Origin of the sequence: Bacillus luti, from assembly GCF_001884105.1 — a bacterium.
Classification (GTDB): Bacteria; Bacillota; Bacilli; order Bacillales; family Bacillaceae_G; genus Bacillus_A; species Bacillus_A luti.
Genome location: NZ_MACI01000057.1, coordinates 37,347 through 60,515 on the forward strand (window position 1 = coordinate 37,347; position 23,169 = coordinate 60,515).

25 protein-coding genes and 1 pseudogene are annotated in these 23,169 nt (G+C 36.0%); 18 read left to right on the top strand and 8 right to left on the bottom strand.

The features are described from left to right. Nucleotides 1–2 precede the first annotated feature (2 nt). Nucleotides 3–1,205, bottom strand: coding sequence for an alanyl-tRNA editing protein (locus tag BAQ48_RS12735; protein WP_165613798.1), 1,203 nt, complete (start codon nt 1,203–1,205; stop codon nt 3–5). Nucleotides 1,206–1,342: 137 nt separating this feature from the next. Here BAQ48_RS12735 and BAQ48_RS12740 point away from each other — a divergent pair, with 137 nt between their 5' ends. Then, nucleotides 1,343–1,750 (top strand): hypothetical protein, encoded by a 408-nt coding sequence (locus tag BAQ48_RS12740; RefSeq protein WP_071711358.1) that lies wholly within the window; start codon nt 1,343–1,345, stop codon nt 1,748–1,750. 67 nt (nt 1,751–1,817) lie between these two features. Next, nucleotides 1,818–3,056 carry an MDR family MFS transporter gene (locus BAQ48_RS12745; protein WP_071711359.1) on the top strand — a complete coding sequence of 413 codons (1,239 nt, stop codon included), beginning with the start codon at nt 1,818–1,820 and terminating at the stop codon, nt 3,054–3,056. 50 nt (nt 3,057–3,106) lie between these two features. On the opposite strand, the gene BAQ48_RS12750 is transcribed toward BAQ48_RS12745, so the two are convergent. Both BAQ48_RS12750 and BAQ48_RS12755 read right to left on the bottom strand, forming a co-directional pair. Continuing rightward, nucleotides 3,107–3,487: an Hsp20/alpha crystallin family protein gene (locus BAQ48_RS12750; protein ID WP_071711360.1), complete on the bottom strand. Its 381-nt coding sequence runs from the start codon at nt 3,485–3,487 to the stop codon at nt 3,107–3,109. A 124-nt stretch (nt 3,488–3,611) separates the two neighbouring features. Beyond that, nucleotides 3,612–3,734: a small acid-soluble spore protein P gene (locus BAQ48_RS12755; RefSeq protein ID WP_071711361.1), complete on the bottom strand. Its 123-nt coding sequence runs from the start codon at nt 3,732–3,734 to the stop codon at nt 3,612–3,614. Between the two features lie 121 nt (nt 3,735–3,855). Here BAQ48_RS12755 and BAQ48_RS12760 point away from each other — a divergent pair, with 121 nt between their 5' ends. Together BAQ48_RS12760 and pdaB are read left to right on the top strand one after the other, a co-directional pair. After that, on the top strand, nt 3,856–4,119 hold the full coding sequence (locus BAQ48_RS12760; RefSeq protein WP_001146300.1) for a hypothetical protein: 264 nt from the start codon (nt 3,856–3,858) through the stop codon (nt 4,117–4,119). 46 nt (nt 4,120–4,165) lie between these two features. After that, nucleotides 4,166–4,891 (top strand): polysaccharide deacetylase family sporulation protein PdaB, encoded by a 726-nt coding sequence (pdaB, locus tag BAQ48_RS12765; protein ID WP_098267034.1) that lies wholly within the window; start codon nt 4,166–4,168, stop codon nt 4,889–4,891. Nucleotides 4,892–4,928: 37 nt separating this feature from the next. Here the strand turns inward: pdaB and sspO are convergent, their stop codons facing one another. Then, nucleotides 4,929–5,078 (bottom strand): small acid-soluble spore protein O, encoded by a 150-nt coding sequence (gene sspO, locus BAQ48_RS12770; protein WP_071711363.1) that lies wholly within the window; start codon nt 5,076–5,078, stop codon nt 4,929–4,931. A gap of 291 nt (nt 5,079–5,369) precedes the next feature. Here sspO and acnA point away from each other — a divergent pair, with 291 nt between their 5' ends. Together acnA and BAQ48_RS12780 are read left to right on the top strand one after the other, a co-directional pair. Then, nucleotides 5,370–8,093: an aconitate hydratase AcnA gene (gene acnA, locus BAQ48_RS12775; RefSeq protein WP_071711364.1), complete on the top strand. Its 2,724-nt coding sequence runs from the start codon at nt 5,370–5,372 to the stop codon at nt 8,091–8,093. Between the two features lie 167 nt (nt 8,094–8,260). Beyond that, a pseudogene (locus BAQ48_RS12780) lies at nt 8,261–9,851 on the top strand (ABC transporter ATP-binding protein). Nucleotides 9,852–9,888: 37 nt separating this feature from the next. Here BAQ48_RS12780 and BAQ48_RS12785 read toward each other — a convergent pair. Continuing rightward, complete coding sequence (locus tag BAQ48_RS12785) at nt 9,889–10,146, bottom strand: hypothetical protein (protein WP_001083877.1); 258 nt, start codon at nt 10,144–10,146, stop codon at nt 9,889–9,891. Nucleotides 10,147–10,396: 250 nt separating this feature from the next. Between BAQ48_RS12785 and BAQ48_RS12790 the strand changes: the two genes are divergently transcribed. The 5 genes from BAQ48_RS12790 to tlp all read left to right on the top strand — a co-directional run bounded on the left by BAQ48_RS12790 (nt 10,397) and on the right by tlp (nt 12,790). Beyond that, a complete protein-coding gene (locus BAQ48_RS12790) occupies nt 10,397–10,972 on the top strand; it encodes a TlpA family protein disulfide reductase (protein WP_060631827.1) in 576 nt (191 codons plus the stop codon). A 115-nt stretch (nt 10,973–11,087) separates the two neighbouring features. Continuing rightward, on the top strand, nt 11,088–12,035 hold the full coding sequence (locus BAQ48_RS12795) for a 3'-5' exonuclease (RefSeq protein ID WP_071711365.1): 948 nt from the start codon (nt 11,088–11,090) through the stop codon (nt 12,033–12,035). A 139-nt stretch (nt 12,036–12,174) separates the two neighbouring features. Beyond that, nucleotides 12,175–12,318, top strand: a complete 144-nt coding sequence (locus BAQ48_RS12800) for an FbpB family small basic protein (RefSeq protein ID WP_001254699.1) — start codon at nt 12,175–12,177, stop codon at nt 12,316–12,318. 43 nt (nt 12,319–12,361) lie between these two features. After that, nucleotides 12,362–12,496: an acid-soluble spore protein SspN gene (gene sspN, locus BAQ48_RS12805; RefSeq protein WP_000527987.1), complete on the top strand. Its 135-nt coding sequence runs from the start codon at nt 12,362–12,364 to the stop codon at nt 12,494–12,496. Nucleotides 12,497–12,592: 96 nt separating this feature from the next. Continuing rightward, a complete protein-coding gene (gene tlp, locus BAQ48_RS12810) occupies nt 12,593–12,790 on the top strand; it encodes a small acid-soluble spore protein Tlp (protein WP_001133508.1) in 198 nt (65 codons plus the stop codon). A gap of 26 nt (nt 12,791–12,816) precedes the next feature. Here tlp and BAQ48_RS12815 read toward each other — a convergent pair whose 3' ends face one another. Next, nucleotides 12,817–14,109: a glycoside hydrolase family 18 protein gene (locus BAQ48_RS12815; RefSeq protein ID WP_071711366.1), complete on the bottom strand. Its 1,293-nt coding sequence runs from the start codon at nt 14,107–14,109 to the stop codon at nt 12,817–12,819. A gap of 109 nt (nt 14,110–14,218) precedes the next feature. On the opposite strand from BAQ48_RS12815, the gene BAQ48_RS12820 reads away from it, so the two are divergent. Beyond that, nucleotides 14,219–14,638 carry an acyl-CoA thioesterase gene (locus tag BAQ48_RS12820; protein WP_000495807.1) on the top strand — a complete coding sequence of 140 codons (420 nt, stop codon included), beginning with the start codon at nt 14,219–14,221 and terminating at the stop codon, nt 14,636–14,638. A gap of 28 nt (nt 14,639–14,666) precedes the next feature. Here BAQ48_RS12820 and BAQ48_RS12825 read toward each other — a convergent pair whose 3' ends face one another. Together BAQ48_RS12825 and plsY are read right to left on the bottom strand one after the other, a co-directional pair. Then, nucleotides 14,667–14,957, bottom strand: coding sequence for a HesB/YadR/YfhF family protein (locus BAQ48_RS12825; RefSeq protein ID WP_001054449.1), 291 nt, complete (start codon nt 14,955–14,957; stop codon nt 14,667–14,669). Between the two features lie 108 nt (nt 14,958–15,065). Continuing rightward, entirely contained in the window at nt 15,066–15,662 is a 597-nt protein-coding gene (gene plsY, locus BAQ48_RS12830; RefSeq protein WP_071711367.1) for a glycerol-3-phosphate 1-O-acyltransferase PlsY, read from the bottom strand. Between the two features lie 225 nt (nt 15,663–15,887). Between plsY and BAQ48_RS12835 the strand changes: the two genes are divergently transcribed. The 6 genes from BAQ48_RS12835 to parE all read left to right on the top strand — a co-directional run bounded on the left by BAQ48_RS12835 (nt 15,888) and on the right by parE (nt 23,168). After that, nucleotides 15,888–17,744 (top strand): anaerobic ribonucleoside triphosphate reductase, encoded by a 1,857-nt coding sequence (locus BAQ48_RS12835; protein WP_071711368.1) that lies wholly within the window; start codon nt 15,888–15,890, stop codon nt 17,742–17,744. Then, nucleotides 17,741–18,193, top strand: a complete 453-nt coding sequence (gene nrdG, locus BAQ48_RS12840; protein ID WP_071711369.1) for an anaerobic ribonucleoside-triphosphate reductase activating protein — start codon at nt 17,741–17,743, stop codon at nt 18,191–18,193. The genes BAQ48_RS12835 and nrdG overlap by 4 nt, the downstream gene beginning before the upstream one ends. A gap of 18 nt (nt 18,194–18,211) precedes the next feature. Beyond that, a complete protein-coding gene (locus BAQ48_RS12845) occupies nt 18,212–18,889 on the top strand; it encodes a response regulator transcription factor (RefSeq protein ID WP_001044686.1) in 678 nt (225 codons plus the stop codon). A gap of 205 nt (nt 18,890–19,094) precedes the next feature. After that, nucleotides 19,095–20,336, top strand: a complete 1,242-nt coding sequence (locus BAQ48_RS12850) for a S1C family serine protease (protein WP_000542624.1) — start codon at nt 19,095–19,097, stop codon at nt 20,334–20,336. 79 nt (nt 20,337–20,415) lie between these two features. Further along, complete coding sequence (locus BAQ48_RS12855) at nt 20,416–20,829, top strand: CoA-binding protein (protein WP_000687810.1); 414 nt, start codon at nt 20,416–20,418, stop codon at nt 20,827–20,829. Nucleotides 20,830–21,203: 374 nt separating this feature from the next. Continuing rightward, nucleotides 21,204–23,168 (top strand): DNA topoisomerase IV subunit B, encoded by a 1,965-nt coding sequence (gene parE, locus BAQ48_RS12860; protein ID WP_071711370.1) that lies wholly within the window; start codon nt 21,204–21,206, stop codon nt 23,166–23,168. The last annotated feature ends 1 nt before the right edge of the window (nt 23,169 follow it).

A 23,169-nucleotide genomic window follows, 5' to 3' on the forward strand; every position in this document is an offset into this window, starting at 1 on the left:
TTTTATACCGCTGACTGCAAAGAAGAAACAAGTTGATTTAAAAACTCATCCCCGGTCATAATTGCTTTCCCACCGCCACGAGCACTCTTTTTATTTCCGCCACCTTTTCCTTCAATTGTAGGAAGTGCCTCTTTTAAAAGAGCATTCATATCGAGCGTGACTGTTTTTCCGCAAGCGAGGATGCATTGTAGTTTCTCATCATTTTCAATGACGAAGTATGTAATGGCGTGCTCTTGTTGTTCTGTAATGATAGCAGAAAGCTTTGCGATTTCTTGCATAGAACGATTTGTAAATACTTTAGAAATAAGTATGCCAGTATGTATTTCCGCAGGCTGTTGAAGTAGTTCATTTGCCTCTGCAAATAATAATTGTTCAGTTATTGTTTGCATTGCTTTTTCGTTTTCTTTTTGAGAAGTAAGAAGTTGTGCTACTTTTGCTGGAATATCAATCTCGCTACTGTTTAATTGTTTAGAAACATCCTTCATAATTTGTTGCTGTTGTCCCATTAGTTTAATTGTGCGCCAACCAGCGATAAATGTTAAGCGGATGCCACCTTTATTACGCTCCCAATCAAGTACTTGAATAGGACCTACTTCACCTGTATGTCTCGGATGCGTTCCACCACAGCCGTTATAATCAAAGTTTTCGATCATAACAACGCGTATATTTTCTGTCATAGTCGGTTCTTTACGAAGAGGTAAAGTTTTTGCTTCTTCTAAGTTCATCCATTTAATAAGAATTGGATGATTTTCAAAAACAATTTTGTTCGCAATTTGTACAGCTTTTTCAACCGTTTCCGCATGAAGATTTTCTGTTTCTAAATCAATTGTTACTGTTTCTTTACCAAGATGGAATCCAATCGTAGGTATGTTAAAGTGGTCCCAAAAAGCAGCAGATAAAATGTGCTGAGCCGCATGTTGCTGCATATGATCAAAACGGCGCTCCCAATTAATTGTACCTTCTACTTCTTCTGTATGTAATTGTTCTGCAAGGAAGTGGCGAATTTCTCCATCTATCTCTTCTACATTGATTACATCGATGTCATTTAATATGCCAGTATCATACGGTTGTCCGCCACCTGTCGGATAAAATGCCGTTTCGTTTAAAACAACGTAGAAGTTACCGTCTTTATCATAATCTTGTTTTATAACTTTAGTAGTAAAGTCTTTTTTATAAGCGTCAGTGTAATATAATTTTTGCTCCAATTTTCTTTCCCCTTTCGTGTTCACTAGTTTCATTGTAAAGCAATTGAAATTAGTTTCCTAATATTTCAGAAGAAAGAAACTTTTTTTAGAATTTTCTTGCTATAATAAGAAAAAGAAAATGCGGGGGTGGAATGAATATGCTATATGAAGACGGTGTAGATAAACTGCTTAGTTTAAGCAAAAATATTTCTGAATTGTATCGAGAATTAAATGAAATGACCCGGATTTTAACGGAGTGTAATCGAGAAAGTGTGAAGTTTGATCGGCTATATGTAAAAGAGTTACTGTGGAAGAAAGAAGATGTAATAGAGAAATATGACCAGCTACTTGTACAACTTTGTATAAATGAATGCTTTGATTTAAAAAGTGTCATTACAGGGGAATATAAGTATACATATGAAGAAGTAGAAAACATCGTTTTACAATTTAATGAAAAGTATAATGTCGCAATTTTAATTAAAGACGTTTGTAAAGAATTACAGTTTACATATGGCATAGATATGGATATAACGAGAACAGCTCGGGTATCGACAGCTCAAGTATAAAAAGGGAAAAGAAAGCAGAACCTTTGCTTTCTTTTTTTATGTAAGAACAGGGAGAGTAGGTTTGAAGATGAAGGGGAAGTTGCAAAATATTCATCCGTTAGGAATGACAATTATAATAGGGACTTTATTTGCGAGATTCGCTACGTCAATGAGTATTCCTTTTTTAGCAATTTATTTAACGACTGTTAAAGGCGTATCAGCAGGAATGACGGGTGCTATTATCGGAACGAGTGCACTTGTTGGAGTGTTTGCTAGTTTTATCGGAGGGAATTTATCGGATCGATTCGGCCGAAACATGATTATACTATGGTCCATGATCGTTTGGGTGTTTGTATTCATAGGTTTTTCACTTGCAGATCATGTTTTGAGTTTCTTTTTACTAAATGCTTTGAATGGATTATGTAGGTCCTTTTTTGAACCGACGTCAAGAGCATTATTATCGGATTTAACGAAACCAGAGTATCGTTTACTCGTATATAATTTGCGTTACGGTGCAATCAATGTTGGGGTAGCGATCGGTCCACTTGTTGGATTACAGATTGGAAGCGCAAAATCAACAATTCCTTTTTTAGTAGCAGCTGGAGTGTACATTCTATATACGGGTATATTAGCGTTCCAATTTAAGAAGTATCCACTGGAACGAAAGAAAATAAATACAGAAAAGCCTGTTACAATGTTAAATGCAATTCATATATTGCGAAAGGATGTTGTATTTTTAGTCGCTTTAGTTGGTATTATTTTGAGTAATTGTGGTTTTTCTCACTTAACAACAACAGTATCTCAATATTTTGCAAATGCACATATATTTCAGGATGGAGTGAAATTATTTTCATATATGCTAGCTTTAAATGCGGTTGTTGTAGTCGTAATTCAATATCCTGTTATTCAAATGTGCAAGAAGTATACACCGTTAGTATCCATTATGGTGGGAACTTTATTTGTGAGCGGGGGATTGTTTGGGTTTGGAATGGCAGAATCTACGCTAGGTGCTACCATTTGTACAATTATTTTTACAATTGGAGAAGTCTTAATGTTTTCAATGACGGATGTATTTATTGATGATATTGCTGTTGCGCATCTAAAAGGAACATACTTCGGGGCGATGGGATTTTCAGGAATTGGAGCAGTAATAGGTCCATGGTTTGGGGGAGTACTTCTCGATTATTACGGGTACCAAAATGGATTTATTGTCTTTTCAGCGCTAGCTATATTTTCAACTGTAGCATTTCCTGTACTTTTAGTTACAAAAGGTTTATTGAAAAAAAGGTATGATAGAAATTCTAATATAGAAATGCAAGCGAAATAACATGAGCCCCAGTAAATGACTGGGGCTCATGTTTGTATTTATAGTAATCCTTAACTTGAAAAAAGAACTTTCTTTTCATGCTTATCAGCAACTTCATTTTTGGAAATATGAATGGCTAAAAATCCATTCTCTGAGCAGGCTAGCATCTTCTTATAAATAATATTAGCGGGTAAAGGAATGAGCCGCTGTAAAGAAATATTTTTATGAAGTATGCAAATATTTAGGCCTGTCTCCATCTTTTTAATGAGTACATTTTGTTCAGTCACATTTGGTACATCTGTTTCCAAAATGTATTCTTGTTCAGTTTCACAAAGGTCAATATGAATTTGATTTGGAAAACTAAAATTACTACAAGAATCGGAACAAAATTGATCCATCCATTCTTCGAAACCATCAACATGAAAAAGACAATCCTTCTTTTTCTTGCCCATGTAAGACACCCTCCGTAAAATCTCAATTCATACTATGTTATGCATGAACGAAGTAGGGGTGAAGAATAAATGGAAAAATATAAACATTGTATGTGGTAAAGGTAGCTAGTGTGAATGCTTTGTTTTACATATCATGATGCGCATGGTTTTTTTGGCGTGAATGGTTACGGTTTTTTACTTTATGAGATCCGCTTAATGGTTCAGGTTGCCCTTTTTTTTCTTTAGATTCACAATTGTTTTTTCCCATTGTATGTGACACCTCCTCTTTCTCTTTAGAATGAGAGAAGTTTGCGAATTTATACGAGAATGTTTTTTGAAAAAAGGGTAAAGATAAATGGGACTAACTATTACAGAAAGGGGAAAGTATAATGCCATATCATAAAGATAAACAACAAGCTTTTCAAGCAGCGCAGCAAGGAGTTACACAAGCAGAAAATTCATTCAACAATATTGTGAAAAATGATCCAAACTACGGTCATGATTTAAAAGAGTTACGTCAAGAGGTTCAGGAAGCGTATGAACAAATTCAAAATGCACTTGAAGTAGCTTCGGAAACACAACGTCCACAACTTGAGCAATACGAAAATAATCTCCAAAATATTATGCGAAATGTAGATCAATTAGAAAAGTAAATGAGGTTGTTGTGTATTCAACAACCTCATTACTTTTAGTGTTACTATGCCGAAACGAAAAATTATTCTATTAATTTTTTCTTTAATTTGTGCAGTACATATATTTCAAGTGGACAAAGTGGAAGCTAAAATGTTGTTAAGAAAAGAGTTAGAGCCAACTGGTTATGTAACGTGGGAAGTACCTAATAATGAGAAGGTTATCGCGATTACGTTTGATGATGGACCAGATGCAACTTATACACCGCAAATATTAGATTTATTACGTCAATACAAAGCAGAAGCTACTTTTTTTATGATTGGATTTCGAGTTCAGCGTAATCCATATTTAGTAAAGCGGGTTTTAAAAGAAGGACATGAAATTGGAAATCATACGATGGATCATTTGTATGCAAGTAACTCATCAGATGAGAAATTAAAAAATGATATTTTAAATGGAAAGAAGTATTTTAAAAAATGGGTGAAAGAACCTTTATTATTCCGTCCTCCAGGTGGATATATTAATGATGCCGTATTTACAACAGCTAAAGAAGCCGGGTATCAAATTGTCCTATGGTCATGGCACCAAGACCCTCGCGATTGGGCAAATCCAGGAGTTGAATCCATTGTAAATCATGTCCTGAAAAATGCTAAAAGTGGAGATATTGTGCTGTTGCACGATGGAGGAAGTAATCGTAGTCAAACAGTTGAGGCATTAGCAAAAATTTTGCCAGAACTTAAAAAGCAAGGGTATCGATTTGTTAAGGTTTCAGAATTGCTGCGCTATAAACATTAGAGAAAATCCCAAAAGGCATACCTTTTGGGATTTTTCATTACTGATTCTTTTTACGTTTCTTATTGTTTTGTCGCTCTGCTGGAGTTAAAGGCTCATTTGCAAATTCTTCGCTAAAACCCGCGCCTTGTCCTTGTGCAGAAGCAGCATTCATTCCTGGAATAACATGATTTGCTTTTCGTTTACCCATTTGCTTTCACCTCTATAAAAATTTTTGTTGGTTGAATGATGAACAATTCATAGCGTATATGAACGTAAAGTAAAGTGCTAAAAGAGTACTTTACTTTATGGTAATAGTATTCATAAGGAGCATGAACACTATTCAAATTTAGAAAGATAAAGAAAACTTATGATAATCTATAAGTTTCTTATTATTTACTTATTTAGAAAGTTGTAATAAGATATTATCGTAAGGTATTGAAAAGTTTGTCTACATTTTATATTCAGACAACTTAGTCACGTTTAACAGGGGGGAAACATAATGGTCAAACATAATCCATTTCAATCACGTGCAACTTTTGAAGTAGATGAAAAAACGTATCATTATTATGATTTGAAAGCGCTTGAAAATGCAGGGGTTGGCAACGTATCTCAATTACCATATTCCGTGAAAGTTTTACTTGAATCAGTACTTCGTCAAGTAGACGGACGTGTAATCACAGAAGAGCATGTTACAAATTTAGCGAAATGGGGAACGAAAGATGTTCAAGATATCGATGTTCCATTTAAACCATCTCGCGTAATTTTACAAGATTTCACTGGTGTTCCAGCTGTTGTTGATTTGGCTTCGCTTCGTAAAGCAATGGCAGACATGGGTGGGGATCCTGATAAAATTAATCCTGAAATTACTGTAGACCTTGTAATTGACCACTCTGTACAGGTTGATAGAGCGGGTACGGCAGACGCGCTTGCATTCAACATGGACTTAGAGTTTAAACGTAATGAAGAACGTTATAAATTTTTAAGCTGGGCACAAAAATCATTCGATAACTACCGTGCAGTTCCACCAGCTACAGGTATTGTACACCAAGTAAATCTTGAATATTTAGCACCAGTTGTTCACGCGGTGAAAAATGCTGAAGGTGACTTAGTTGCATACCCAGATTCATTAGTTGGAACAGACTCACATACAACAATGATTAACGGTATCGGCGTTCTTGGATGGGGCGTTGGTGGTATTGAAGCAGAAGCGGGAATGCTTGGACAGCCTTCATACTTCCCAGTACCTGAAGTAATCGGTGTGAAATTAACTGGTACACTTCCAAGTGGTACTACAGCAACTGATGTTGCATTAAAGGTAACACAAGTATTACGTCAAAAAGGTGTAGTTGGTAAATTCGTTGAGTTCTTCGGTAATGGACTAAAGAGCATGCCTTTAGCTGACCGTGCAACAATTTCAAACATGGCACCAGAATACGGCGCAACTTGTGGATTCTTCCCAATCGACGATATTTCATTGGAATACTTACGTTTAACAGGTAGAGATGAAGAGCAAATTCGCATTGTTGAAGAATACTGTAAAGCAAATGGCTTATTCTATACAGCAGACAGCAAAGATCCAATTTACACGGATCTTGTTGAAATTGATTTAAATACAATCGAATCTAACCTTTCTGGACCGAAACGCCCACAAGATTTAATTCCACTTTCAGATATGAAAGATGCATTCCACAAAGCTGTGTTAGCACCAGTTGGAACACAAGGACTTGGATTTAATGAGCAAGAATTCGATAAAGAAGTGAAGGTTACATTAGAAGATAAAGAAGTAACGATGAAAACAGGTGCAATTGCAATTGCTGCAATTACAAGCTGTACAAATACATCAAATCCATACGTATTAATTGGGGCAGGTCTAGTTGCTAAGAAAGCAATTGAAAAAGGCCTTGTAGTACCTGAGTACGTAAAAACATCATTAGCACCAGGGTCTAAAGTTGTTACTGAATACTTAGATAAATCAGGTTTAACAACATATTTAGATCAATTAGGTTTCCAAACAGTTGGTTACGGCTGTACGACTTGTATCGGTAACTCTGGTCCATTAGCAGACGAACTAGAAGAAGCAATCGCAGCGAACGACTTACTAGTAACATCTGTTTTATCTGGTAACCGTAACTTTGAAGGTCGTATTCACCCGCTTGTAAAAGCGAACTATTTAGCATCACCACCACTTGTTGTGGCATATGCACTTGCAGGTACTGTTGATATTGACCTGAAAAATGATGAAATCGGTAAAGATGCAAATGGCAATGCTGTTTACTTCAACGATATTTGGCCGTCAGCTAAAGAAATTGAAGATGTAGTTCAAAGTGTTGTTACATCTGAATTGTTCAAAAAAGAATATGCACAAGTATTTAACAGCAACGAGCGTTGGAATGAAATCCAAACTTCAAATGAAGCTTTATATACTTGGGATAATGATTCAACATACATTCAAAACCCACCATTCTTTGAAGGTTTATCTAAAGAGCCAGGTGAAGTTGAAACGTTATCAGGTTTACGCATAGTTGGTAAATTTGGCGATTCTGTAACGACAGACCACATTTCACCAGCAGGTTCAATCGGTAAGCATACACCAGCTGGACGCTACTTACTAGAAAACGGCGTACAACCAGTTGACTTTAACTCTTACGGTTCTCGTCGTGGTAACCATGAAGTAATGATGCGTGGTACATTCGCGAACATCCGTATTAAAAATCAAATCGCACCAGGAACAGAAGGCGGATATACAACATATTGGCCAACTGGTGAAGTAACATCAATCTATGATGCTGCTATGAAATATAAAGAAGATGGCACAGGCCTTCTAGTTGTTGCTGGTAAAGATTACGGTATGGGAAGTTCTCGTGACTGGGCTGCGAAAGGTACAAACTTATTAGGTATTAAAGCAGTAATCGCAGAAAGCTTCGAGCGTATTCACCGTAGTAACTTAGTATTAATGGGTGTATTACCACTTCAATTTAAAGATGGCGAAAGCGCTGAAACGTTAGGTCTTGTTGGTAACGAGTCATTTGAAATTCAAATTGACAAAACAGTTAGACCACGCGATCTTGTAAAAGTAGTTGCAACTGATGCAGATGGCAATGAAAAACAATTTGAAGTAGTAGCTCGTTTCGATAGTGAAGTTGAAATTGACTACTACCGTCACGGTGGTATCTTACAAATGGTTCTTCGTGAGAAAATCGAAGAGTCTAAAGTGTCGAACTAAATAATTGAATTGAAATGAACGATAAGGAAGCTAACAACTGTTAGCTTCCTTATTTTATGGAAAGGGATGAAACCATGTGGTTTCATCCCTTTCTTTTTACTATAAAAAATGGAGGAAACGTCATGAAAGAATATAAAAGAATATTGTTACCGTTATAGAAAGAAAAAATATTAGTAATAGCAGCTGTATGTAGTGGATCCTTTGCAGCTATTTTAAATTTATCCCGTCCACTATTTATGGGGGCTAATTGTAGATAACCTTATTCAACGGGAATTAAAAGGTGCGTATTTGTACATCGCATTGTTTGCGGGTAGCCGCTTGATGATGTGGATAAACAATCTTTCATTCGATTATGTAAGCTCAAAAGCAAGTCAGCGAATATTACGAGAGAAGCGTATAGATGTATTACACCATTTTTTTCTATTACCGTTTGAAGAGAGTGAGAAAATCAAACAAGGAGAGTTAGAAACTTTAGTCGTATCTGATATTCCGAACTGGGTCAGGTTATATGGTTCTATATTAATAGAATATATACACGCCATTGCGCAATTTATCGGTGCGATCATAGCGCTGCAACATATAGATACACAGTTCATCTGGTGTATAACTCCGTTTTTATTTCTAAGTGTAGTTGTTCCAATGATTATAGGCAAAAAGGTAAGAAATATCGCAAGTATTGCTCAAAAAAATCAATCAAGTGTTGTAGAGATGGTTTCACAGTTTGTAAAAGGTGCACAAGATTTACGTAGTTTGCAAAAAGAAAAATGGGCTATTCGCTTATTTAAAGGAGTAACGGCGCAATCTTATAAAACAGAAGTAAAGAAGACGATGATGCAACACTGCATTGGAGTGGTTGGAACAGTTATTGAAACAGGAGCATATATCGTTGTTCTCATTGTAGGCGCGCAAAAAATAATGAAGGGGGAAATGGAAGTTGGTTCACTTGTTGCAGTGTTAGCTACAATTGAAATGCTCTTTTTCCCAGTCCGTTACGTGGGCGATTTATTAATGATGACACAAGTTGCGGTCGCTTCGGCAAATAGAGTTTTTTCCTTTTTAGATAAAAGAGTGGCAGATAGTAATGTAGAAAGAGCGATGGGGATGACGATAACAAATGTTTCATTTCAGGAGAGTGAAGAAGAGAAATGTAGAATTAATAATATTGATTTGAAAATTAATCCTGGTGAATTCGTTATCATTGTCGGAGAAAGTGGTGCAGGAAAAACAACGCTTTTAAAATTAATGACAGGTTTGTATAAACCATCTAACGGTAGCGTTGTTTATTATGGTCAAAAGGCTCGAATGACCACAGTGTGGCAAGAACCTCGTTTCTTTCGGACGACAGTAAAAGAGAATATATATTTCGGGGAGGAGTATTTAGAAAACAAGTTAGAAAAAAATATTGAACTTATAAATATGAAGCCGATAATTAGAGATTTACCTAAGGGGATTCAAACTGTACTACATAAAAGTGGAGAAGAGTTTTCGGGAGGAGAAAGAAAACGTCTTGCATTATTACGAGCAATTGGTTCAAATCCGAATCTTATTATTTTAGATGAACCGACTGCGGGGTTAGATCCGAGTAATCAAGAAACTGTTTGGAATATGATTGAAGGATTAGGAAGAGATGTAACGAGAATTGTGGCAACACATGATGTAGAGAAAGTGATACTAGCGGATCGTGTTGTCATAATGAGAGAAGGAAGTATTGTTGCGTGTGGAAGTCCTGAAAAATTAATAAATAGTCATTCATTTTGAAAGAGATGGAATAAAGATAAGAGCAGTGCCCTTATCTTTATTCAACATCATTTATTTGATATTGGATAGATTCTGAATGATTTAGATCTACGTTAAAAATAGCAGTCGTAAGGAAAGTTGCAATTCCAAGGATTAAGAAAAGGACGAATGAGACTAGAGAGATGTAAAGACAAATACGCCCTACTTTCTTTTTTTCAAGATCGTTACTAAAGAGTGAAATGATCCATGTAATAATACCGATTGGGTATAAAAGAAAACTAAGAATATATAATGTTATTTTTTCGAATGAATTCATAAAAAATCCCCCTTTGTTGTAGATTTATAACTACGAAAGTAAAAAGGTGAATGGGCCCATAAGAAGATAAACAACACTTCATCTGTTTTTCTAATTATATGATAAAAAGGAAAAAATTACACTTTAAATAAGAATATTCTAATTATTTCGACTCTGAATATTTCCAAGCTTGTCCGTATAAGCTAAAATAAGGTATATAGTATTTGAGTAATTAAGTTATAAGAAGATAAATACGTTAGGGTGATATAACATGTGGCGGAAGCTTACGATTATTGTAGTGTTACTTTGTTTAGCGGGATATGCAGCTTATGAACAGTTTGGTAAAAACGATCGGGTGGTACAAGGGGAGCAAGAACAAAGTGAAGCTGCTATGAAAGAGATGATTGCAAGTAATGGTATTGAAATAGGGAAGAGTGCGCCAGACTTTGAATTAACGAAGTTAGATGGAACGAATGTAAAGCTATCAGATTTAAAAGGAAAGAAAGTGATTTTAAACTTTTGGGCAACGTGGTGTGGACCTTGCCAACAAGAAATGCCGGATATGGAGGCTTTCTATAAAGAACATAAAGAAAACGTAGAAATTTTAGCGATAAATTATACACCTTCAGAGAAAGGTGGGGGGGTAGAAAAGGTAAGTAATTTTGCTAAGGAAAAAGGAATTACTTTTCCTATTTTATTGGACAAGAATATTGATGTGACAACAGCCTACAAAGTAATTACGATCCCAACTTCGTATTTTATAGATACAAAAGGTGTCATTCAAGATAAGTTTATTGGACCGATGACGCAAAAAGAGATGGAGAAACGGATTGCTAAATTAAAATAATAGTGAAAAGGTAGAGATGGAATATAATCATTTCTGCCTTTTCTTTTTCAAGTAGTGAAAGCTTCGTGATATGATAAAAGAAATATACGTTGAGAGATAAAGGAGTGTATTTGGAGTGGGGAATGTATCCTTACCGTTAGATTATGTTGTAATTGACTTTGAAACAACAGGATTTAACCCTTATAATGATAAAATTATTCAAGTCGCAGCAGTGAAATATCGTAATCATGAATTAGTAGATCAATTTGTTTCTTATGTGAATCCAGAGCGTCCAATTCCGGACCGCATAACGAGTTTAACAGGTATTACAAATTATCGTGTTTCAGATGCACCGACAATTGAAGAAGTACTACCTTTATTTTTAGCATTTTTACATACAAATGTTATTGTGGCTCATAATGCTTCTTTTGATATGCGTTTTTTGAAAAGTAATGTAAATATGCTAGGATTACCTGAGCCTGAAAATAAAGTGATTGATACGGTGTTTTTAGCGAAGAAATATATGAAGCATGCGCCTAATCATAAACTTGAAACGTTAAAACGAATGCTTGGAATTCGTCTAAGTTCTCATAATGCCTTCGATGACTGTATTACGTGTGCGGCTGTTTATCAAAAATGTGCATCTATTGAAGAAGAAAAGACGAGAAAAGAAAATAAGGTCGTACTGGATGAAACAGTAGTATATGAGGCAGTGAAAGAAATACTTGTACGCAATAAACGTAATGTAGAATGGCTACGTTGTATGAACGTAGGAAGTTATTTAGATATAAAAGCTTTTTATCCAGTTATGAGATTAAAGGTAAAAGGGCGAAAGAAATACGTATTAACAGAGATATTAGAAGATGATGTGAAAGAAATATGTACAAGTTTAAAATGTGAACCAGCGTTAAAAAATGAAGTTGGTAATACGAGAATTATGCTTAATAGCATAGAGGATGTTTTGAAATTAGAAAGTTATATTGTAGAACAGTATGATGTTGTATTACAGACGCTTCGTGAGTATAAAGAAAATGAAATGAATGCAGATGAGAAGTTGAAAGAGTATTTAAATATCCTAGTATAAAAAACTCAGTGTGCAATATATTGTACACTGAGTTTTTTTAGGAGTACTAAAACATAAAATTTTCTTGCAAATCTGATTAAAGAGTTTTTCGTTTGCTCATACTATGTAGTAAGAAAGTAAAGGAGAGAGGGTGAACAGCATGAGAAGAAGTCGCCGTAAATCGTTTGAAGAACTTGTGAATGAAAATAAACAACAATTATTAAGTGATCGTGATGCAATCGATCGCATTGAAGAACGTATTGAAAAACGTTATGAAATGAAACTTTTTAAGCAAGCTGAATAATTCTTAACACTAGTACGATACTAGTGTTAAGGAGGCGATAGTAATGGGTAATCCGAAAAAAAATTCAAAAGACTTTGCACCGAATCATATTGGAACACAATCAAAAAAAGCTGGTGGCAATAAAGGAAAGCAAATGCAAGACCAAACGGGCAAACAACCGATTGTTGATAACGGTTAAAGAAAAGGAGAATATTGCATTCTCCTTTTTTTGTATAAATTTGAAGGAACATAGGTAATTTAAGATGGTATGTATAAAGAATTAGGAGGGAAGTACATGCCAAATCCAGATAATCGAAATGACAACGCTGAAAAGTTACAAGAAATGGTACAAAATACGATTGATAATTTTAATGAAGCAAAAGAAACAGCGGAACTTTCTAATGAAAAAGATCGTGCTGCCATTGAAGCGAAAAATCAAAGACGTTTAGAAAGTATTGATTCATTAAAAAGTGAAATAAAAGATGAATCTTAACAGAATGTAAAAAAGGCTGACGGAAGTCAGCCCTTTTTCGTAATCGTAAAGTTTTCAACGAGTAAACGCCAATTTTGTGGAAATGGTAAACCGATCTTCCAATAGCTAATACCGCCTATACCTTGTTCCTTCATTAAATTGAATTTACTTTGAACAGAACGTGAATCTTCAAACCAAACTTCGTGTTGTACACCATTCTCATCGAAATAATTAAAATGAGGAGCTTGAGCTGTGAAGTCATAGCGAATAGGAACATTGTATTTACGAGCTAGTGCAACAGCGGCGACAGAGCTAATTGCTTTTGCAGGTGGATTTCCTTGTTTGAACGGTAGTTTCCAATCGAATCCGTATAAATTTTGCCCCATCATAATTTTTTGTGGAGGCATTTGAGATTTGGCGTATTGAAGTACTTCTTTTACTGGACCGATAGGAGAGATAGCCATCGGTGGGCCGCCTTGCCAACCCCAGTCATATGTCATAATGACAACGAAATCAACAATTTGCCCTTGGGCTTTATAGTCATGTGCTTCAAAGAATTTTCCTTTTTGATTGGAGCTCGTTTTCGGTACAAGTGTTGTACTGAGTGTGTATCCGTTAGGTAAACGTGTTTTCACATTTCTTAAAAAGCGATTATACGCTTCGCGATCTTCAGGTGCCACATTTTCGAAATCGAAATGAATGTCGCGCATCCCGTACTTTTCAGCTGTTTGCAAAATGTTCGTAATAAATTTGTTTTGAATTGATGCATCACGTAAAATAACCGATGTTAGATCAGCGCTGAAATTTCCATTTTCGATATTTGTAATAACGAGCATAGGGATCGTTTTACCTTGTGTTGCAATAGTAGCGATTTTAGCTGTTTCCGTTGGTTCTTTTAATGTGCCATCTCTTTTTGCTTCGAAACTAAAGTAGGCTAAATATGTTAAAAATGGATTAATGGCACGTGTAGCATTAACTAAGCTTTCTTTAATAGGTATTGTTGAAGGTTGTAAATATGCGATAGATTCTACAGATCTTTTTGTCCCTTTTGGTATATACAATTGCTGTCCGACATGGAGAATGGATTTTAAAGATAAGTTATTCACTTTAGCTAAACTAGCGAGAGGAACGTTATATGTTTGAGAGATCCGATACAGGCTATCACCAGGCTGTACATAATAATTATTCCCTTTTGTATTCACAATCAACGCCTGACCAACAACGAGTGTTTCAGCTGGATTGAGTCCATTGTCCTTTACTATTTCGTCAGGTGTGGATCCATATTTAGATGCCAAGCTATATACGCTATCCCCGCTACGAACAGTTACAATTTGAATCATATGCTTGCTCCTTTCGGTAAAAGATTCACTGTTTTTATTTTATTTTTGATTCCGCTGTATTATGATTAAATGTATGCAAGGTAGCAGAAGTGAAAGAAGGCGAATACATATGTTTGTAGCAGAACATGAAGTTGAAATCCGTTATGCGGAAACAGATCAAATGGGTGTTGTTTACCATTCAAATTATTTAGTGTGGCTTGAACTAGGCCGTACGAAACTTATACAAGATTTAGGATTTTCATATGTTGAAATGGAGAAAGAGGGCATTATTTCTCCTGTGTTAGACTTGCAAATTTCATATCGTAAAGCGATGCGCTACGGTGAAAAGGCAATTGTGAAAACGTGGGTGGACACTGTGAGCCCGCTTCGCGTTGTATATGGATATGAAATTTATAATGGCGATGGAGACCTTTGTATTACTGCGAGTACGACGAATATTTGTGCGAAAAAAGAAGGATTCAGGCCCGTATCATTTAAAAAGTTCTATCCTGAGTGGTATGCGAAATATGAGGAAATTAAGAAAAAATAAAAAAAGCGTGGCAGATGCCACGCTTTTTTTATTTTTCATAATTAAATTGAGGGAAATCATCACCGTCGTTAAATGTAACAGATAAATTATGTCCATCGAAGAACCACTCATCATCGCCTTCAATAAAGAAGTTAATACCTTCTTCTTGAGTTTGAACAGCAGGATGTGCAGGATCATCTTTACGAATACCTAAAGAAAGTCCCTTTTGCACCGTACTGCAACCGCCGTATTGTACGAAAAGGCGTAGTGTTTCACCTGATTGTAAGTTTAATTCGTTTTTATACCATTGTGCTGCTTCTTTTGTTACGGAAAGATTCATGTATAGTTCCTCCAAATTATGTTGCTTTTTCTTTAGTATAAAAAATAACGCAAAAAGACGCTATTAATATGCTTCACGTTTTCTTTTTGCGTTATGTGGGTTACGATCTTATTTTTGCTTTTTTGAAAAGTTTGCTTTCGGTTCAGTTTTATTTATAATTCGGCCGATATTTGCACGGTGTTTATAAATAACCATACCTGCTAATAAACACATCGCAATAATGAAGATTTTATCCCCGCTAACAATGGATGCAATAACAGCCACAACAGCTGTTACCATAGAAGAAAGTGATACGTATCTTGTTGTAAATAAAAGGGTGAAAAATACAACAGCTAATATTGCAAAAACAACTGGTGAGTAGCATAATAACACGCCTGCTGAAGTTGCAACGGCTTTACCCCCACGGAATTTCGCAAAGATTGGATATACATGTCCAAGAACAGCTGCTAATCCAAACCATAGTGGGTGAACATCTAGCCCGAAAATCATCGGTAGACCTGTTGCTAATGTACCTTTTAAAATGTCAGCAATTGTAACGGTAAAACCTGCTTTTTTCCCTAATGTGCGGAATGTATTTGTTCCGCCTAAATTACCGCTCCCGTGCTCACGAATGTCGATTCCATAGCCGATTTTCCCAACAACTAGTGCAAATGGAATTGATCCAAGTAAGTAGGCAACGATAAATAAAAGATATGTAGTAACCATAAGTTCAGTCTCCTTTATTCAAATGTGTTGATAAAGGGTAAAAAGAGTTTTTCCCGTATATTGTACCATACATTTGTAAAGAGCACATTTCTTTTTTATAAATGAAAAATTCATTAATTCGTGAAAAAAATTTCACAGGAATGTTACATTTCTCACAGAAACAGTAAGACTATATGTTGTAACATTTTAATCAAAAGACAACAACATATTGGTGGAGGGTTATAAATGTTACAACAAAATGTACGTGGAGAAGAATTAATGAAAGTATTTGAGACGATTGTCCACGGTAATGAGCAAGATTTAATGCAAGAAAATGCAAATGTAGACGGCCGCTCTCCAATGGGAGTAATGGGAACGTTCGCATCTGAGAGTGCGAAATATTATGCAGTTGAAAATTTATTGTCAGATCAAGTGAAAAAAGCGATAAATCAAAATATATTATATCCACATGATTTAGATTTTTATGCGACAGGAACGACGACTTGTTCGCAAATCCCGCTAGCGCAAATGCTTGCTAACGGCTTTCATACTGGACATGGACATATGAGACAACCACAAGATATAAAAAGTGCATTGGCTCTTTCTTCTATTATTTTTCAAGCGAATCAAAATATGCAACACGGTGGTCAATCGTTTGCTCTCTTTGATATTGATTTAGCTCCCTATGTAAGAAAAACAGTAGAGCGACATAAAAATCGATTACAGTCATATCCGCTTACGAAAGAACAAAGAGAAGAATTTGCATGGAAAGAAACAGAAAATGATACGTATCAAGCGTGTGAAGCTTTCATTCATAATTCAAATAGTATGCACAGTAGGGGCGGGGGACAAGTACCGTTTATTTCTATTAATTATGGAACAGACACGTCAAAAGAGGGGCGATTACTAGTTAGACAGCTTTTAAAAGCGACACAAGCTGGTCTTGGTAAAGGAGAAACACCGATTTTTCCTATTCAAATTTTTAAAATGAAAAAAGGTGTGAACTTTGAAGAATGTGATCCGAACTATGATTTATTTGAATTAGCGTTAGAGACAACGGCTGAACGATTATTCCCTAACTTTTCATTTTTAGATGCGCCATTTAATGCCGTGCATTATGACGGACGACCAGAAAGTGAAGTATGTTATATGGGATGCCGTACCCGTGTTATGTCTAACATACATGGAGAAGAAACAGCGATTGGAAGAGGCAATTTATCATTTACGTCTATTAACTTAGTGAAATTAGCGTTAATTAGTGGTTCAAAAGAAGCGTTTTTTGAAGCGTTAAATTATTACTTAGATTTAGGAATTAAGCAACTATTAGAGAGATTCGCGTATCAATGTACGAAGCGAGCAAGAGATTTTCGATTTTTATATTCACAAGGTGTATGGCGCGGTGGAGAAAAGTTACAGCCTGAAGATTCTGTAGCATCCATTTTAAAGCAAGGGACGTTAAGTCTTGGTTTTATCGGTCTTGCGGAGTGCTTAGTAGCTTTAACTGGAAAGCATCATGGAGAAGATGAAGAATCATGGAAACTCGGGTATGAAATCATTTCCTTTATGAGAGATAGAATGGATAAAGCGACAGAAGAACATGAACTGAATTTTTCAGTAATTGCAACTCCTGCGGAAGGGTTATCAGGTAAGTTTGTGAAAAAGGATAGAGAAGAATTTGGGGTGATTAGCGGTATAACGAATCATAATTATTATACGAATTCATTCCATATTCCAGTTTATTATAACATTCAAGCGATAAAAAAAATTCGTTTAGAAGGGCCGTTCCATGCTCTATGCAATGGAGGGCATATTACGTATATTGAGCTAGACGGGACAGCTATGCATAACAAAAAAGCATTAAAGCAAATTGTACAAGCGATGGCAGAGAGTGGCGTTGGGTACGGTTCAATTAATCATCCAGTTGATCGTTGTAAGTGCTGTAACTATCACGGGGTTATTGGGAATGAATGTCCAAGCTGCGGAAATGAAGACGAAGCTAGTATAGAAAGAATTCGCCGTATAACAGGATATCTTGTAGGAGATATGTCGAAGTGGAATAGTGCGAAACGTAGTGAAGAGATGGATCGGGTGAAGCATAAATGAAAGTTATGAACATCATTCATGACAGTGTAGTAGATGGAGAAGGATTGCGGACAGTCGTGTTTTTTGCGGGCTGTCTGCATCGTTGTTTCGGTTGCCATAATCCGAAATCGTGGAATGTTTGTAATGGAACTGAAATGACAGTAGAAGAAATTGTGAAAGAGATTGAAAGTAATTCATTAACTGATGTAACATTTTCAGGTGGAGATCCATTTTTTCAAGCTGCTGAAGTGAAAAAAGTAGCAAAAGCTGTGAAAGATTTGAAGAAAAATTTATGGATGTATACAGGTTATACGTTAGAAGAGATACAGAGTTCTCAAAATAATGATATGATAGAGTTGTTACATTACGGGGATGTTTTGGTCGATGGAAGATTTGAAATCGAGAAAAGAGATTTAGCACTTCCATTTCGCGGAAGCTCCAATCAACGTATTATTCGATTGAAAGAGTAAAAAGGCGGGATAGATTATATGAATAAAACAGTATTACTTGTTGAAGATGAAAGAAGATTACGTGAAATTGTTAGTGATTATTTTCGTAATGAAGGCTTTGAGGTAATCGAAGCAGAAGACGGAAAAAAAGCGTTAGAATTATTTGCAGAGCATGAAATTGATTTAATTATGTTAGATATTATGTTACCAGAAATAGATGGATGGTCTGTTTGTAGACGAATTAGAAAAGAATCAGCAGTACCAATTATAATGTTGACAGCACGTTCGGATGAGGATGATACATTGCTAGGTTTCGAATTAGGTGCAGATGAGTATGTAACAAAACCTTTCAGCCCGAAAGTGTTAGTAGCTCGCGCGAAGACGTTATTGAAACGTGCAGACGGCGTAGTAGGAGTAGCAGAAGAAAATACTATGTCTTTAGCTGGAATAGAAGTGAATCGACTATCTAGAACTGTGTTAGTAGATGGAGAAGAAATTATATTGACGCATAAAGAATTCGAACTTCTTGTTTATTTAATGGAGAACAAAGGAATTGTATTGTCACGCCAACATTTATTAGATCAGTTATGGGGATACGATTATTATGGAGATGACAGAACAGTTGATACGCATATTAAAAAACTACGAAATAAGCTAGGCGATAAAGCAAAGCATATCGGTACTGTCATTCGAGTGGGTTACAAGTTTGAAGAATAATGATAAAGGTTGCTATGCACTTTAGTTTGAGAATATAGCAAATTTATATGCTTCTTTGCAGGTGGAAATGTACAAAAAATACTTTTATTGTCTACAATGATAAATAGGAGTATTTTTTTAATTGGATTTCACGATGAGTTCACAAGAAGGACACAAAACGTGGCTATACTGAAAATACGAATTCACCAGAGAGGGGAAATAAAACATGGGATATTACGACGGACCAAACTTGAATGAAGAGCATAGTGAAACGAGAGAATTGAAAAAATCAGGTAGTAAAAAAGGGTATTTCTTCACAGGTTTAGTGGGAGCTGTAGTCGGGGCGGTTTCGATTAGTTTTGCAGCACCTTACATGCCGTGGATGCAAAATAATGGAGCGGCAGTTTCGTCATTTAATTCTAATCAACAAGTGGAGGGTACTGTAGCGCCTGTTGTTAATAAAGTGAAGGGCGAAACTGATTTACCAGGTATGGTTGAAGGTGCAAAGGATGTTGTAGTTGGGGTAATTAATATGCAACAAAGTGTTGATCCATTTGCGATACAACAGACGGGGCAAGAGCAAACAGCTGGTACAGGATCAGGTGTTATTTATAAAAAAGCAGGGAATAAAGCGTATATTGTAACGAATAATCACGTAGTAGATGGTGCAAATAAACTTGCTGTAAAACTAAGTGACGGAAAGCAAGTGGATGCAAAATTAGTTGGTAAAGATCCTTGGTTAGACTTAGCAGTTGTAGAGATTGATGGATCTACAGTTAATAAAGTTGCAACTTTAGGTGATTCAAGTAAACTTCGTGCCGGTGAAAAAGCTATTGCAATCGGTAACCCACTTGGATTTGACGGCAGTGTAACAGAAGGTATTATCAGTAGTAAAGAACGTGAAATTCCAGTAGATATTGATGGGGACAAACGTCCAGATTGGCAAGCACAAGTTATTCAAACAGATGCAGCGATTAACCCTGGTAATAGTGGTGGCGCGTTATTTAACCAAAACGGTGAATTAATTGGAATTAACTCAAGTAAAATTGCGCAGCAAGAAGTTGAGGGGATTGGTTTTGCGATTCCAATTAATGTTGCAAAACCAGTTATTGAATCTCTTGAAAAAGACGGAGTAGTGAAACGCCCAGCTCTTGGAGTAGGTGTAGTTTCATTAGAAGATGTGCAAGCTTATGCAGTAAACCAATTAAAAGTACCAAAAGAAGTAACAAATGGTGTTGTATTAGGTAAAATTTATCCAGTATCACCGGCAGAAAAAGCTGGTTTAGAGCAATATGATCTTGTAGTAGCATTAGATGATCAAAAAGTAGAAAATTCACTTCAGTTCCGTAAATATTTATATGAAAAGAAAAAAGTAGGCGAGAAAGTAGAAGTTACATTCTATCGTAACGGTCAAAAAATGACGAAAACAGCTACTTTAGCAGATAACTCAGCTACAAAGAATCAATAATCGGAATAAAAGAAAGTCTCTTTCATATTGAAAGAGACTTTCTTTATCGGCTATACTAAAGGAATAGGAGGGATTAATTATGAAAATTGAAAACCCAACTCGTACGGAAATTGGAGAAGTATTAAAGAAAAGCAAAACGATTGCGGTTGTTGGATTATCGGATAAACCAGAACGTACATCGTACATGGTTTCAAAAGCAATGCAAGATGCTGGGTATCGCATTATTCCAGTAAACCCAACAGTAGATGAGGTGCTTGGAGAAAAGGCCGTTTCTTCACTAAAAGATATTAAAGAACACGTTGACATTGTAAATGTATTTCGTCGCTCAGAGTTTTTAATGGATGTTGCACAAGAGTTTGTTGAGATTGACGCAGATGTTTTTTGGGCACAATTAGGAGTACAAGATGAAGATACATATAAATTTTTAAAAGAAAAAGACTATACCGTAATAATGGATCGTTGTATTAAAGTAGAACATGCGATGACAAAATAGTATAGATTTTAAAGATAGAAAGATTGATTCAGCCCTTGTTATAGATAAGAAGGGCCGATGGACGAGGTGTTCATCATGAGATTTTTTAAAGGCTGTTTTTGGGGATTGTTACTTGTTATCCCATTTTGGATATTGATCATTTGGATCATGATAAAGGTTTGGAATGTGTAATCATGGAATACATATCCATTTCTCGTTGACAAACGATTATTTTTCTGAAATAGTAGCCTAGAGGAATCCTTGTGAAAAAACAAGGATTTTTCTATTGAAAATGGTATATAAAAGAGATAAGATAACTTGCCAAAACTATAGTCGAGGCGTTATTCTATAATAGAAACATATGTTCTGATTTGATTAGGAAAGGGGCAAGGAGTTTGGCGAAGCATCAGTTCCAATACAATGAAGATGCAATTCAAGTGTTAGAAGGACTTGAAGCCGTTCGAAAACGCCCGGGTATGTATATCGGGAGTACGGATAGCCGTGGATTGCATCATTTAGTATATGAAATAGTAGATAACTCCGTTGACGAAGCGTTAGCGGGATTTGGCGACGAAATTTCTGTCGTAATACATAAAGATAATAGTATTAGCGTTATTGATAAAGGGCGAGGAATGCCTACGGGAATGCATAAACTTGGGAAACCTACACCTGAAGTTATTTTAACTGTACTTCATGCTGGTGGTAAGTTTGGTCAAGGCGGCTATAAAACGAGTGGTGGTTTACACGGTGTTGGGGCATCAGTTGTAAACGCATTATCAGAATGGCTAGTCGTAACGATTAAGCGTGATGGAAACGTTTATGAACAACGCTTTGAAAATGGTGGTACCCCTGCAACGACGTTAGAGAAAATTGGGAAAACGAAAGAATCTGGTACAACGATGCACTTTAAACCAGATACAACGATTTTCAGTACAACAAATTACAATTATGAAACATTATGTGAAAGATTACGCGAATCAGCATTCTTATTAAAAGGAATGAAGATTTCAATAAAAGACGAACGAAATGATTTAGAAGATGTATTTCACTATGAAACAGGAATTGAAGCTTTCGTTTCATATTTAAACGAAGAAAAAGATTCCATTCATCCAGTTGTATACTTCACTGGTGAACAAAATGGGATTGAAGCAGAACTAGCATTTCAATTTAACGATGGTTACTCAGAAAACATTCTGTCGTTTGTCAATAACGTACGTACAAAAGATGGTGGAACACACGAAGCTGGGTTTAAAACAGCAATGACACGTGTGTTTAATGAGTATGCTCGTAAAGTTTCACTATTAAAAGAAAAAGATAAAAATTTAGAAGGTACAGATATTCGTGAAGGCGTAGCAGCTATCGTTTCTGTACGTGTACCAGAAGAAGTACTTCAGTTTGAAGGACAGACGAAAGGGAAACTAGGTACAAGTGAAGCGCGTTCTTCAATTGATGCTATTGTATCTGAGCATTTGGCATACTTTTTAGAAGAAAATCCGGATGTAGCTACGCTTCTTGTGAGAAAAGCAGTGAAAGCAGCACAAGCGCGTGAGGCTGCTCGTAAAGCGAGAGAAGAAGCACGTAGTGGCAAGAAGAAGAAAAAATCAGAAGGTACATTAAGTGGTAAATTAACACCTGCACAATCACGTAATCCGCAAAAAAATGAATTATATTTAGTAGAGGGTGACTCTGCCGGTGGTTCTGCAAAGCAAGGACGAGATCGTCGTTTTCAAGCGGTATTACCGTTACGTGGTAAAGTAATTAATACAGAAAAAGCAAAGCTTGCTGATATCTTTAAAAATGAAGAGATTAATACAATTATTTATGCGATTGGCGGCGGCGTAGGAAATGAGTTCGATGTGGAAGATATTAACTACGATAAAGTGGTAATTATGACTGATGCCGATACAGATGGAGCTCACATTCAAGTATTGTTACTAACGTTCTTCTACAGATATATGAAACCACTTATCGAAGCTGGTAAAGTATTTATCGCACTTCCACCTTTATACAAAGTGAGTAAAGGTAAAGGGAAGAGTGAAGTAATTGAATACGCATGGTCAGATGATGAATTAGATGGTGTAACGAAAAAGGTTGGGAAAGGCTATATGTTACAGCGCTACAAAGGACTTGGTGAAATGAATGCGGATCAATTATGGGAAACGACAATGAATCCTGAAACGCGTACGTTAATTCGTGTGAAAATTGATGATGCAGCGAGAGCAGAACGCCGCGTTACAACGTTAATGGGTGATAAAGTAGAACCTCGTCGTAAATGGATTGAACGCAATGTACAGTTCGGTATGCAAGAAGAAGGAAATATTTTAGAAAATGAAATGATTATGGAGACGGAGGTGGAATAAC